Origin of the sequence: Bordetella sputigena, from assembly GCF_965137885.1 — a bacterium.
Taxonomy (GTDB): Bacteria; Pseudomonadota; Gammaproteobacteria; order Burkholderiales; family Burkholderiaceae_B; genus Bordetella_C; species Bordetella_C sputigena.
Window position 1 is genome coordinate 240,484 of sequence record NZ_CBCSCA010000004.1, and the last position, 13,046, is coordinate 253,529.

Genomic DNA, 13,046 nt, shown 5'->3' on the forward strand with positions numbered 1-13,046 from the left:
TGCCTTTCCATGGATCGTTCGTTAAAAGGGCAGCCGCAAGCCTGGTGCCACGCTAAGCAGCTGGCGCCGGAAGTCCTCCTGGATGCGCGACAGCGCGATGCCGTTGTCGCCCTCGAAGCGCAGCATCACCGCGGGTTGCGCGCTCGCCGGGCGCGCCAGGCCAAAGCCGTCCTCGTACTCGACGCGCACGCCGTCCAGGTGCAGGATCTCGCGGGCGCCCATGAAGCGGCCGTTGGCCCGCAGCGCTTCGATCAGCCGGTACTGTTCACCGTCCGCGGTGTCCAGGCGCAGCTCCGGCGTCGCGCAGGACTGCGGCAGCGCATCCAGTACGGCCGATGCATCGTCATCGCGGGACAGCAGCTCCAGCAGGCGCGCGGCCGCGTAGGTGCCGTCGCTGTAGCCGTACCAGCGATCCTTGAAACGGATGCCGCCGCCGGTTTCGCCGGCCAGCAGCGCGCCGGTCTCGCGCATTCGTGCGCCGATGTGCATATCGCCGCCACGGCTGACCACCGCCATGCCGCCCAGCGCGCGGATCTCGCGCGCGACATTGCGGCTGCTCTTCACGTCATGCACGACCGCGCCGCCGTGCGTCCCGTTCAAAATGTCGCGCGCGAACAGGATGAGCAGGCGATCCGAGCTGATGCATGCGCCGGATTTGCTGATCACTGTCAAGCGATCGCCGTCGCCGGCGATGGACAAGCCGAGCTCGCAATCGCCATAGCGCAGGGCCGCCGCCAGGTCGGCCAGATAACGGTCGTCGCCGCGATGCCGTATGTCATCCGGATAGGCGCCCGTCATATCGCCGGCGATCTCGGCGACCTCGCAGCCCAGCTCGAGCAACAAGTCGGAGACCAGGCTGCCCGCCGATCCGCGCGTGCAGTCCAGGGCCACTTTCATCGAGCGTTCCAGGCGGACGTCGCTGGCGACCCGTGCGATGTAGCACTGCGCCGTATTGATCTTGGCGCGGCCGCCGGAACGCGCCGAGCGCGCCGATTGCACCGGCTGCGCATGCATGCGCCCGCGCAGGGCCTGCAGCGCCGCTTGTCCCAGGACTTCCCCGTCCAGCACGATCTTGAAGCCGTTGTAGGCATCGTCATCCTGGCCACCCGTGACCGACACCGCCGCCGCCGTATCGGTCAGGCGCGCCGCGAACCAGGTCAGCGGCGTCGCGGCCATGCCGATATCGATCACCGCCATGCCCGACTCCCGCACGCCCGCTTGCAAGGCGGCGCCCAACTCGACACTGCTCAGCCGCGCATCCTTGCCGACCACCACCGCGCGCCGGTCGAGCTCCGCCGCGCACCGTCCCACGGCCAGGCCGAGGGCGTGTGCGAAGCGGGCGTCGATTTCCTGGCCGACGCGGCCACGTATGTCATCGGAACGGAAGACGTGCGGCGGGAATCCGGGCATCTCCGGAAGACCCAGTGAATCCATGACGTCTCCGATGGGCTAGGGCTGGTTCTCGCCGTAGTACGACGCACGCGAGTAGCGATACGGGCCGTACTTGGACCGGTAGCCCCAGCCTTCCGACTGCAGTTTCAAGCCGTTGAAGACCACGCCGGCCACGGGCGCGCCGGCCTGCTGCAGGCGTTTGTTGGTCTCGCGGATCTCGCCCACCGTATTCATGCCGGAACGCACCACCAACATAACGGCCGCCGCATGGGCGCCGACCACGGCGGCATCCGACGACGACAGCACCGGCGCGGTATCGACGATGACGATGTCGTAATCGGCGGCCAGCGCATGCAGGCACTCGCCGAAGGCCTCGGAGGCCAGCAGTTCGGACGGATCGAAGGTAACGCGGCCGGTGGAAATGAAGTCCACGCCGTTCATGATGTTCCGCTTGGTGACGGCCTCCAGCGGTACCGTGCCGGCCAGCACTTCGAACAAGCCGTTTTCCGCGGAGGTCGCGAAATACCGGTTCAAGGTGCCGCGGCGGAAGTCGGCGTCGATCAGCAGTACCCGCTTGCCCACCGCGGCCTGGATGAAGGCGAAATTGGCGGACAGGAAGGACTTGCCCACGCCGGCCAGCGGCCCGGTGAAGACGACGATGTTGTTGGACGAATCGCGCATCGCCACCTGCAGCACGGTGCGGAAGCTGCGCAGGCTCTCGATGGGCGGCGTGCTGCCGTTGCTCTGCGCCAGCAGCGCGGGAATGCGCGTGTTCTTGCGGCGGGCGCGGCGCCACAGGCGATCCTGCAGATCGCTATAGGGCACCGTCGCCAGCACCGGCAGGCCGGTATAGCGTTCGATCTCGTCCGGATCCGTCAGGCCGCCGAACAGCGCGTTGCGCAGGAAGGCCACGACCACGCCCAGGATCAGGCCGGCCAGCGCCGCCACGCCGATGACGATGGGCGCTTTCGGGCTGAGCGGACGCTCCGCCGCGACCGCCGTATCCACCACGCGCACGTTGCCGACCTTGCCGGCGCGGATCATGCGCAACTGTTGGGCGTTGGCCAGCAGGCCGGTGTACAGATCGGTGTTGACCTTGACGTCGCGCGTCAGCCGCACCACATCCTGCTCCAGGTCGGGCAGTTCGCGGATCTTGCTGTTCAGCTTGTTCATGTCGCCGGTCAGCGAGGCGATCTGCCGATCGATCGCGGTGATGCTGGGATGCGACGGCGCGAAGCGCGTGATCAGTTCCTGGCGCTGCGCCTTCAATTCGAAGATGCGGTTCTGCGTCTGCACCGACTGGCCCAGCACCAGCTTGCCCTCTTCCGTCAGGTCGATGGTGCCGCGCGAGTTACGCAAAGCGTTGTAACGGGTCTCGGAGTCTTCCAGCTGTTTCTTCAACACCGGCAGCTGCTGGTCCAGGAAGGCCAGCGATTTCTCCGCCTGCGCGGTCTTGCGGTTGGTGTTCTGCCGCACGTATTCCTGGCCGATCTCGTTCAGCACCGCCGCGGTCAGCACGGGATCCTGGCCGGTCAGGTTGACGCCTATGACGTTGGACTGGCGGCCGCGCTCGAAGATGCCCATGCGGGCCTGCAGCGACTCGATTGCTTCCAGGCGCGAATCGCGCACGACCGTAAAGCTGGTTTCCGGACGGGCCTGCAGCGTGTCGATCTGCATTTCGATGGCGCCGCCAGGCACTTCGAAGCGCTCCAGCTGGCCGACACGGCCTTCGAAGCGGCGATCGTGCACCGGATCCACCAGTTCATACGCGCCGCCGCCGAGCGCGACCACGCGCAGCTTCTTGCCGATCAGGTCGTCCGGCACATCGATGCGATTGACCTGTATGCGCTCGCCTCCCCATGCCCAGCCGCCGGGGATCGCGTCGGTGATCGACGCGGGCAGCGCGAAGCTCTCGTGCCGCTTGGCCAGCCAGCGGCCGATCACCGGAAAGTAGTCCGGCGTGGCGTGCACGTAGAGCTGGTAATAGTCCACGGCATGGCCCACCACCATGCGCGAACGCAGGATTTCCATTTCGCCCGATGCGGCCTGCTTGATGTCGAAGATCGACGACACATCGCTGAGCGTGCTGGTGCGTTGTCCGCTGGGCAGCTCCTCTTCCACCTGCACCGCGATGTCCGACTGATACACGGGCGGCTTGATCATGTAGTACGCCACGCCGATCAGGGCGGCGATCACGGTCAGGACGATGATCAGGAAACGGTTCGCCAGCAGTACGTCCACGTACGACATCATCGGAGTGTCGGGGGCCGCGCCGCCGGTGTTGGCGTATTCCAGCTGGAGAGGAGGCTGCTTCATTGTCGACTCGCTAATAGGAAGAAACATCGCGCCGGCCGAGGCCGGCACACGGGGGCCCGCAACGTCATGCCGTGCGGGCCGCGTGCGGAAGGGTTACTGCCTGCGGACGGCGTCCACCGTCTGGACCGTCTGCGCGCTGGGGAACAAGAGCGAGATAAAGCGATTCCACCGCACCAGGTTGCCTGCATCGACAAACACCACGTCCTTCGATTGCAGCGGGAACTTCTGGGCCACCGCCATGGCCTGGGGCGATGCGCTGTTCAAACGGAACACCTCCGGTGTGGCATTGGGCATGGACCGGACAACATAGATATCCGCGGGTTCGCTGGTCAGCTGGCTGGGGCCGCCGGTTTCGCCCAGTGCATCGCCCAGCGTCAGCACGCCGTCACGCATGGTCAGCGCCAGCGGCTGCACTACTTCTCCCATCACATAGACCTTGTTCTCGTCGCGCGGAACGACGCGGACAATGTCGTTGGACTGCAGCAGGATGGACGTGGGATCGATACCCGCCTGCTGCAGCGCCGGCAGATCCACACGCGTCGTCTGGCCATCGCGCGTCACATAGACGCGGCTGCGATCGGCGGTGGGCAGGACGCCGCCCGCCGTGTTGATGGCCTGCGGCAGCGTCATGGGCACATCGGTGATCGGCAGCGGACCGGGGGTCTTTACCTCGCCTTCAACGAATACGCGTTTGCTGCGATAACCTAGCACGCGCACCGTGATTTGAGGATCCTGAATAAAGTTGGCCGATCCACGTATCAAGCCGCTGCGGACTTGCGACTCAGTCAGCCCGGCTACCTTCACAAGGCCTACGTATGGGAACTGAATGTAGCCATCCGATGACACGGGATAGCCCGGAATGCCGGCGCCGGTGTCCCCAAAGGTGAGTTCGGTAGGTCCAGTGCCGATGCTGTAGGTCTGCGTCGGAAGCACTAGTTCGGGATGGTCCCAGACCACGATAGAAAGAATGTCGCCCGGACCGATAACATAGGGCTTGGGCGTGCCGATAAGTTTACGAACGTTATCGCCGACAGGTTGCTCGCGCGCCTGCGTCTGTTCCATCGCCAGCGTCGGCGTGATGTCCTTCACCGCTACACGCGAATTGGGATCGTTGGGATCAACAAGGAAATCCGCCTTGTAGCGCATGCCCGGCGCGAATGCGCAGGCGCCCAACAACGAAACAAGAGCGACGATAAGGCCGCCCCGGCAAAGCGTGCGAAGGATCGTATTCATTGGCTTTCCACGGTTAAAGACCTTTCTAGGCCTACTGTTTCGCGGTACTACGGCCGCGTAACGGGTTGCGACATTGCACGCGATTTCCGCGGTGCCGCACATTGGGCTGATGGCCTAATACCTCGCATAAGCCCTTTGGACGTTTCGACCTGGATGAGCGCTCCCTATGATTTTTCGGTCGCCTTATTGCGGCGCCGCGCAACCCGCGAGGCGCGCCGACCGAATCGCCTGGGAGCACATCATGGACACTTCGTCGGTGAACGTATCGGGCAGGCTTGCCGATACCAGCCTGCTGTTTCGCTTGACCGATGCCGCCGTCGTCGCGGCGGTGGGATTGATCGCGACGACGTGGCTGGACGCGCGTCAAGGTCTCGACGTCGCGCCCATACATGCGATGCTGGTGTATCTCTGCAGCTTCGGCACCATCGCGATCTTTCCGGCCTTTCGCCTGTACACCTCCTGGCGCGGCCGCAGCCTGTTCGATCTATCGGCGCGCAGCTTCGCCGCATGGACCACCGTGTTCGCGCTGGGCATTCTGATCAGCTTCCTGAATCACCAGGTCGGCGCGATCTCGCGGCTGTGGGCCTTGACCTGGTACGTCGGTACGGCGGCGGGGCTGATAGGCCTGCGCCTGGCGGTACACGGCATACTGCGCGAGGCGCGCGATCGCGGCCTGGACCGCAAGCGCGTCGTAATGATCGGCTTCGGCACGCTGGGCCATGACCTGTGGCGCCGCGCCGCCGCCGCGCGCAGCAGCGGCTATGAGATCGCCGGCATCTACGTCAACACCAAGGAACAACTGCCGTCGCGCGCCCATCGCCTGAATGCGCTGAACGAACTGTCGCCGTTCATACGCGAGCACGAAGTGCGCGAGGTATGGATCGCCTTGCCGGTGGAATCCAGCCAGCTGGTGCGCGAAGCCATCTATCACCTGCGCCACGATCCCATCGACGTGCGCTGGATTCCCGACGTTATGTCGGTGCGGCTGCTGGGGCATCGCGTCGACGAATTCCTGGGCGTGCCCGCGATAGAACTGAATAGCCTGCCGGCGGCCGGCATCCGCGGCATGGCCAAGGAAGTGTTCGACCGCGTCTTCGCCTTCTTCGTGCTGCTGGGGCTGTCGCCGGTGCTGCTGTCGATCGCGCTATTGATCAAGCTGACCTCGCGCGGCCCGGTGCTGTTCACGCAAAAGCGGCTGGGCGTGGACGGCAGGGTGTTCCAGGTCTACAAGTTCCGCAGCATGACCGTGCACCAGGAACACGGCACGGTGACGCAGGCCACGCGCAACGACGCGCGGGTCACGCCCATCGGCGCTTTCCTGCGCCGTACCAGCCTGGACGAGCTGCCGCAGTTCATCAATGTGCTGCGCGGCGAAATGTCGGTGGTAGGGCCGCGTCCGCACGCCCTGGAGCACAACGAGCAATACAAGGACGTCGTGGCGAGCTACATGATGCGCCATCGCGTCAAGCCCGGGATCACCGGCTGGGCGCAGGTGAACGGCTATCGCGGCCAGACCGACACCGTGCACAAGATGCGCAGCCGCGTCGAGTTCGACCTGTACTACATCCAGAACTGGACCTTCCTGATGGACCTGCGCATCATCGCCAAGACCGCCGTGTCGGGCTGGACCGGAAAAAATGTCTACTGAGCGGCACGCTTCAACCGGCGCCGGCCGTCTCAGCGCCGAGCGCTTTCGCGAGGCGGTGGACATGCTGCCGCTGGTTTCCATCGACCTGTTGCTGCGCGATGCGCGGGGCCGCTACCTGCTGGGCCTGCGCGGCAACCCGCCGGCCCGGGGGCACTGGTTCGTACCGGGCGGCCGCATCCGCAAGGGCGAAGCCCTGGCGCAAGCCCTGGATCGCCTGGCCGATGAAGAATTGGGCATGAAGCTGCCGCCCGCCAGCTGGCGCCTGCGCGGCGTCTACGAACACTTCTACGACGTCAACTTCGCCGGCGAGTCCGGCATGCCGACGCATTACGTGGTGCTGGCGTACCACGCGCAACTGCCGCCCGGTCCCCTGGCCGCGGCCCTGCCCGCGGCCCAGCACCTGGGCTACCGCTGGGACACCCCCGAGGATGCCGCGCGCGACGCGGACGTGCATCCCTATACGAAGGCCTACTTCACGGAGCAACATCCATGACTGGACCCTATCCCGAGTTTCGCCCCGTCATCCTCTGCGGCGGATCCGGCTCGCGGCTGTGGCCGCTTTCCCGTGAGCTGCTGCCGAAGCAGTTCATCCGTTTGACGGGGGAACGCAGCCTGTTGCAGAACACCGTGATGCGCCTGGCGAAGAACGCCGACGCCACCCGCCCGCTGCTGGTATGCAACGACGCGCATCGTTTCATCGCGGCGGAGCAGTTGCAGGAGCTGGAGGGCATCCAGCCCGAGCTGCTGCTGGAACCGTGCGCGCGCAATACGGCGCCCGCCATCGCCGCCGCCGCGCTGCGCGCCATGCGCGACGGCGACGATCCGGTCATGCTGGTGGTGCCCTCCGACCACGTCATGGAAGAAGGCGAGGCGCTGCGCACGGCCTTCCGCGTGGCTCATGAAGCCGCCGGCAACGGCGCGCTGGTCACCTTCGGGGTGCGCCCCACCGCGCCGCTGACCGGCTACGGCTATCTGCGCACCGAGCCCGCCGACACCGCCTGGCGCCGCGTCGAAGCCTTCGTCGAGAAGCCCGACGCCGAGCGCGCCCAGCAGTTCCTACGTGATGGCGGCTACTTCTGGAACAGCGGCATGTTCGCCTTCCGCGCTTCCGTCTTCGTCCAGGAACTCGAACGGTACGCGCCGGCCATGCTGGAAGCCGTCCGCGCCGCGGTACGCGACGGCACCGGCGACGACGCCGCTTTCCGCCTGGACGCCGACGCCTTTGCCGCCTGCCCCAGCGATTCCATCGACTACGCGGTCATGGAACGCACCGATAGCGCGGTCGCCGTTCCCCTGGATGCCGGCTGGAGCGACGTCGGCGCCTGGGACGCGGTGTGGGACATCGCCACCAACAAGTGCGCGGACGGCAACTCCACCGCGGGCGATGTGGTAATCGAGGACTCGCGCAACTGCCTGGTCCATTCGACCAACCGCCTGGTCGCCACCATCGGCCTGGACAACATCGTCGTCATCGAGACCGCCGATGCCGTCCTGGTGGTGCACAAGGACCACACCCAGGACGTCAAGCGCGTGGTGGAAAGCTTCCGCGCCCAGCATCGGCATGAAATGACGCATCACCGGGAGGTCAAGCGCCCATGGGGTTCCTACGACTCCATAGGCCAGGGCCCGCGCTACCAGATCAAGCGCATCACGGTGAAGCCGGGCGCGCGCCTGTCGTCGCAAATGCATCATCACCGCGCGGAACACTGGGTAGTGGTGTCGGGCACGGCGCGCATCCACAACGGCGACCGTACCTTCCTGTTGACGGAAAACCAGTCCACCTACATCCCGCTGGGCGAGGTCCACTGCCTGGAGAACCCCGGCAAGATCCCGCTGGAGCTGATCGAAGTGCAATCCGGCGCCTACCTGGGCGAGGACGACATCGTGCGTTTCGAGGACATGTACGGGCGCGTATGAAGCGCGCCGGCGGGAGGCCGGGCATCCGGCTCCCGCGCCCTACTCCGTGTGGCCGGCCCTCCCGGCCGGTCATTACACCTTCCGGCCGATACCCCGGCTAGCACGACCTCAGTAACCTTCTTGGACCTCTCAGCCTTAAGGACACAGCCATGCCAAAACGGGCATTGATTACGGGAATTACCGGCCAGGACGGCGCCTATCTCGCCGAATTCCTGCTGGACAAGGGCTATGAGGTGCACGGCATCAAGCGCCGCGCCTCCTTGTTCAATACCGCCCGTATCGACCATCTGTACCAGGATCCGCACACCAGCCCGCGCAACTTCGTGCTGCACCACGGCGACATGACCGACGCCTGCAGCCTGATCCGCATCGTCCAGGCCGTGCAGCCGGATGAAATCTACAACCTGGCCGCCCAGAGCCATGTGGGCGTGTCGTTCGAAGAGCCGGAATACACCGCCAACGCCGACGGCCTGGGCACGCTGCGCCTGCTGGAAGCCATGCGCATCCTGAAGATGGAAGACCGCACCCGCCTGTACCAGGCCTCGACTTCGGAGCTGTACGGGATGGTGCAGGAAGTGCCGCAGAAGGAAACCACGCCCTTCTACCCGCGCAGCCCCTATGCGGTCGCCAAGCTGTACGCCTACTGGATCTGCGTGAACTACCGCGAAGCCTACGGCATGTACGCCTGCAACGGCATCCTGTTCAACCACGAGTCGCCGCGCCGCGGGGAAACCTTCGTCACGCGCAAGATCACCCGTGCGCTGGCCCGCATCGCCCTGGGCCTGGAAGACTGCCTGTACCTGGGCAACCTGTCCGCCCTGCGCGACTGGGGCCATGCGCGCGACTACGTCGAAATGCAATGGCTGATGCTGCAGCAGGACAAGCCGGAAGACTTCGTCATCGCCACCGGCATGCAGTACAGCGTGCGCGATTTCATCAACATCGCCGCGCGCGAACTGGGCTTGCTGCTGGCCTGGGAAGGCGAAGGCGTGAACGAGACCGCCACGGTGCTGCTGAGCCCGGCCTATGACGCCGTCAAGCCCGGCCAGGTCATCGTGCGGGTCGACCCGCGCTACTTCCGCCCCACCGAAGTGGAAACCCTGCTGGGCGACCCGACCAAGGCCCGCGAGAAGCTGGGCTGGACGCCGCGCACGAGCTTCGAGGGCCTGGTCAAGGAAATGATCGCCAGCGACCTGAAGGAAGCCCAGCGCGACGCCCTGGTCGAGCAGAACGGCTACGAAGTGTACGCCTACAAGGAGTAGCACCATGGCGGACCTGGATCAGCATATCTTCGTTGCCGGCCATCGCGGCATGGTCGGCTCGGCCATCGAGCGCGAACTGCGCCAGCGCGGCTATCGCAACATCATCACGCGCACGCACGGCGAGCTGGACCTGGAGAACCAGAACCAGGTCAATCGCTTCTTCTGCACGCAGAAGGTGGATACGGTCTACCTGGCGGCGGCCAAGGTGGGCGGCATCCTGGCCAACCGGGACTATCCGGTGGACTTCCTGTACCGCAACCTGATGATGGAATGCAATGTCATCCACGCGGCGCACGCGGCGGGCGTCGAGCGGCTGCTGTTCCTGGGGTCGTCCTGCATCTATCCCAAGCTGGCGCCGCAGCCCATGACCGAGGAGGTGCTGCTGACCGGACCGCTGGAGCCGACCAACGAGCCCTATGCCATCGCCAAGATCGCCGGGTTGAAGCTGTGCGAGGCCTACAACCGCCAGTACGGCGCACGCTATCTGTGCGCCATGCCGACCAACCTGTATGGTCCGAACGACAACTACGACCTGGAAAGCAGCCACGTACTGCCGGCGCTGATCCGCAAATTCCATGAAGCGCGTGAACAAGGCTCGCCCACCGTCACGATCTGGGGGACCGGGCAGCCGCGCCGCGAGTTCCTGCACGTGGACGACCTGGCGCGCGCCTGCGTCACGCTGGCCGAATCCGACAGCGCGCAGGGCGTCTACAACATCGGCGTCGGCACCGACGTATCGATCGCGGAACTGGCCGCCATGGTGGCGCAGGTGGTGGGCTATCACGGCGAGCTGGTCTACGACACCAGCAAGCCCGACGGCACGCCGCGCAAGCTGCTGGACGTCAGCCGTATCCATGGCCTGGGCTGGCGCGCGGAAATGGGCCTGCGCCAAGGCATCGAATCGACCTATCACGACTATCTGCGCCACGCCCCGCGGCAGGCGCTACCGCTTGCCTAGGCAGGCCCGGCACCAGGGCTCGCGCAACCGACAACCGACGTAGGGGAATCGCGCTCATGCGTGTGCTCGTCAGGAAATACATCTCCGGAAATGCATCGTTCTGGGGGCTGATGGAATATGGCCTGGGGCCGCTGATCGCGCTGGCGGCCACGCCCATCCTGCTGCGCCAGCTCGGCACGGTGGGATTCGGCCAGTTCGCCATGATCATGGCGCTGGCCGGCTTCGGCAACGTGGCCAACCTGGGCGCGGCCGTCACCGGGACCAAGCTGGTATCCGAACGGCTGCACGAGCCCGGCGGCGCCATGCGCGGCGCCGGCGTCAGCTTTGCCCTGGTGGGCTGCGCCCTGGTCTTCGTGATGGCGATCGCCCTGCTGGCCTGGGGCGGCGTGTCCTGGCTGTGGCCGCGCGCCACCTTCGGCGGCATCGCGGTCTCGACCCTGGCGCTGCCGGCGATGATCGTTTACCTGAGCCAGCAGTTCGACCAGCTGTTCACCGGCTGCCTGAAAGGACGCGAGGCCTTCGCCACCACCGCCCTGTGCGAAGTCGGCGGCCGCTTCGCCGCCTATACCGTCACCTGCACGGCGGCTCTCCTGACGCAGTCCCCCACGCTGGCCGCGATGACGCAGGCGGGCGGTTTGCTGGCCACCGGCCTGATCAAGATGCACCTGTTCGCCCGCCGCGAAGGCCACTACGTGGTGCGTCCGCTGATGGATCGCGACGCCATGGGCGCGGCCTTCCGCTTCTCGCGCTGGTCCTGGCTGAACAGCCTGAGCGCGGTGGCCTTCGGCTCGGTGGACCGCATCCTGGTGGGGTCGCTGCTGGGTCCCGCGACGCTGGCGATCTACACCGTGGGCGCCCAGATCGGCCAGATGATCCATACCGCGTCCGTGGCGGTATTCCAGAAGACCATGCCGCGCATCAGCCACCTGGCCGCCGGCGCCGACGGCGTGCGGGCCGTGTACCGCGAGGTACGCCGGCTGATGGCCGTCAACCTGACGCTGTCTTTCCTCGGCACCGCGTTCGCGCTGGCGATCAGCGCGCCCGTGCTTTCCCTGATGCTGGGCCATGCCTACACGCCCGGCCACCTGACGACCTTCCGCCTGCTGATCGTCGCCGCGGGCCTGCTGTCGCTGAATGTCGTGGCGCATTTTTCGCTGCTGGGCATGGGCAATAGCCGCGCGGTGGCCGTGCTGAACGGACTCGCCGGCCTGAGCATGGTCTGCGTGCTGTTCATGCTGGTGGCGCCGGTGGGCGAAAGCGCCGCGGGCTGGGCCCGCATCGCCTATTCGGTGACGACGCTGTACGGCATCTACCTGGCGTTGCGCCAGTCGCGGCCGCCGCCCCTGGTCGCCCACGCCGGACGGCCCGTCACAACCGCAACACGATAAGTTTCACGCCCATGCTGAGGTCTTTGATGCGCAAGCGCCATTTGAAATCCACCCGGGACCTGGTCGACTTCGTCAGCCGGCTGCGGATCCCGCCGCCGCCGCCGGACGCCGACAGCCTGCCGAAGATCACCGTCGTCACGCCGTCGTACAACCAGGCCCGCTTCCTGGAGCGCACCATTCTGTCGGTGCTGAACCAGGGCTATCCGAACCTGGAGTACATCATCATGGACGGCGGCTCAACCGACGGCAGCGTGGACATCATCCGCAAGTACGAACCCTACCTGACCTACTGGGAAAGCAAGAAGGACCGCGGCCAGTCGCATGCCATCAACAAGGGCTTCGCCATGGCGACCGGCGACTATGTCGGCTGGCAGAACTCCGACGACCTGTATTGCGCCGGCGCCCTGGTCAAGCTGGGCCGCGCCGCCGCCAAGCGCCGCCCGCCCATCGTCAACGGCCATCTATACATCGCCGACGCCGACAACCGCATCTTCCGGCAGGTCTACTACATCCCGCTGACGCGCTCCAAGCTCACGGTGATAAGGGCGTCCATTCCCAACCAGGTGGCGCTGTTCCGCCGCGACTGCCTGGAACGGCATGGCCTGCTGAAAGAGGAAATGCGCTACTGCATGGACCTGGAACTGTGGAGCCGCCTGCTGCACGACGGCCCGAATGTGATCGTGCCATCCGCCATGGGCGTCTATACGGCCCATGAGGAAACCAAGACCGCGCTGCTGCAGGACGTGCTGGAACGCGAACGCGAGCAGATCATCGGCGATATCCGCGCCACCGAACGCGGTATCGGCCCGCTGTTCGGCCTGTCCTGCCGCGCCGCCAAGGTGGCGGCGCATGCGCGACAGGGCGACCTGGATTATCTGTTCGACAAGCTGCTGCACAAAGTAGCCGGTCGCGACGACTGGAACGCGCACTAG

Annotated in this window: 10 protein-coding genes; 7 read left to right on the top strand and 3 right to left on the bottom strand. The window is 65.9% G+C overall.

Going from position 1 to position 13,046, the window contains the following annotated elements; genetic code table 11:
- Nucleotides 1–21: 21 nt before the first annotated feature.
- From ACNA0R_RS09735 to ACNA0R_RS09745, 3 genes are all read right to left on the bottom strand, one after another.
- Nucleotides 22–1,434, bottom strand: coding sequence for a phosphomannomutase/phosphoglucomutase (locus tag ACNA0R_RS09735; protein WP_415825779.1), 1,413 nt, complete (start codon nt 1,432–1,434; stop codon nt 22–24).
- A gap of 15 nt (nt 1,435–1,449) precedes the next feature.
- Nucleotides 1,450–3,708, bottom strand: a complete 2,259-nt coding sequence (locus ACNA0R_RS09740) for a polysaccharide biosynthesis tyrosine autokinase (RefSeq protein ID WP_415825780.1) — start codon at nt 3,706–3,708, stop codon at nt 1,450–1,452.
- 93 nt (nt 3,709–3,801) lie between these two features.
- On the bottom strand, nt 3,802–4,941 hold the full coding sequence (locus ACNA0R_RS09745; RefSeq protein WP_415826062.1) for a polysaccharide biosynthesis/export family protein: 1,140 nt from the start codon (nt 4,939–4,941) through the stop codon (nt 3,802–3,804).
- A gap of 241 nt (nt 4,942–5,182) precedes the next feature.
- Between ACNA0R_RS09745 and ACNA0R_RS09750 the strand changes: the two genes are divergently transcribed.
- The 7 genes from ACNA0R_RS09750 (at nt 5,183) to ACNA0R_RS09780 (ending at nt 13,046) form a co-directional block, all read left to right on the top strand.
- Nucleotides 5,183–6,589 (top strand): undecaprenyl-phosphate glucose phosphotransferase, encoded by a 1,407-nt coding sequence (locus ACNA0R_RS09750; RefSeq protein ID WP_415825781.1) that lies wholly within the window; start codon nt 5,183–5,185, stop codon nt 6,587–6,589.
- A complete protein-coding gene (locus ACNA0R_RS09755; RefSeq protein ID WP_415825782.1) occupies nt 6,579–7,082 on the top strand; it encodes a GDP-mannose mannosyl hydrolase in 504 nt (167 codons plus the stop codon). The genes ACNA0R_RS09750 and ACNA0R_RS09755 overlap by 11 nt, the downstream gene beginning before the upstream one ends.
- Nucleotides 7,079–8,506 (top strand): mannose-1-phosphate guanylyltransferase/mannose-6-phosphate isomerase, encoded by a 1,428-nt coding sequence (locus tag ACNA0R_RS09760; RefSeq protein ID WP_415825783.1) that lies wholly within the window; start codon nt 7,079–7,081, stop codon nt 8,504–8,506. Before ACNA0R_RS09755 ends, ACNA0R_RS09760 begins: the two co-directional genes overlap by 4 nt.
- 149 nt (nt 8,507–8,655) lie before the next feature.
- Entirely contained in the window at nt 8,656–9,768 is a 1,113-nt protein-coding gene (gmd, locus tag ACNA0R_RS09765; protein ID WP_415825784.1) for a GDP-mannose 4,6-dehydratase, read from the top strand.
- 4 nt (nt 9,769–9,772) lie between these two features.
- Nucleotides 9,773–10,726, top strand: a complete 954-nt coding sequence (fcl, locus tag ACNA0R_RS09770; RefSeq protein WP_415825785.1) for a GDP-L-fucose synthase — start codon at nt 9,773–9,775, stop codon at nt 10,724–10,726.
- A 56-nt stretch (nt 10,727–10,782) separates the two neighbouring features.
- Nucleotides 10,783–12,114 (top strand): lipopolysaccharide biosynthesis protein, encoded by a 1,332-nt coding sequence (locus ACNA0R_RS09775; protein ID WP_415825786.1) that lies wholly within the window; start codon nt 10,783–10,785, stop codon nt 12,112–12,114.
- Between the two features lie 26 nt (nt 12,115–12,140).
- Entirely contained in the window at nt 12,141–13,046 is a 906-nt protein-coding gene (locus ACNA0R_RS09780; RefSeq protein WP_415825787.1) for a glycosyltransferase family 2 protein, read from the top strand.

Bases quoted from the DNA above. Each gene is read 5' to 3' on its own strand.
- ACNA0R_RS09740 (WP_415825780.1), bottom strand. From the start codon at position 3,708: ATGAAGCAGCCTCCTCTCCAGCTGGAATACGCCAACACCGGCGGCGCG.
- ACNA0R_RS09780 (WP_415825787.1), top strand. From the start codon at position 12,141: ATGCGCAAGCGCCATTTGAAATCCACCCGGGACCTGGTCGACTTCGTC.
- ACNA0R_RS09775 (WP_415825786.1), top strand. From the start codon at position 10,783: ATGCGTGTGCTCGTCAGGAAATACATCTCCGGAAATGCATCGTTCTGG.
- ACNA0R_RS09755 (WP_415825782.1), top strand. From the start codon at position 6,579: ATGTCTACTGAGCGGCACGCTTCAACCGGCGCCGGCCGTCTCAGCGCC.
- ACNA0R_RS09750 (WP_415825781.1), top strand. From the start codon at position 5,183: ATGGACACTTCGTCGGTGAACGTATCGGGCAGGCTTGCCGATACCAGC.
- ACNA0R_RS09735 (WP_415825779.1), bottom strand. From the start codon at position 1,434: ATGGATTCACTGGGTCTTCCGGAGATGCCCGGATTCCCGCCGCACGTC.
- ACNA0R_RS09745 (WP_415826062.1), bottom strand. From the start codon at position 4,941: ATGAATACGATCCTTCGCACGCTTTGCCGGGGCGGCCTTATCGTCGCT.
- gmd (WP_415825784.1), top strand. From the start codon at position 8,656: ATGCCAAAACGGGCATTGATTACGGGAATTACCGGCCAGGACGGCGCC.
- ACNA0R_RS09760 (WP_415825783.1), top strand. From the start codon at position 7,079: ATGACTGGACCCTATCCCGAGTTTCGCCCCGTCATCCTCTGCGGCGGA.
- fcl (WP_415825785.1), top strand. From the start codon at position 9,773: ATGGCGGACCTGGATCAGCATATCTTCGTTGCCGGCCATCGCGGCATG.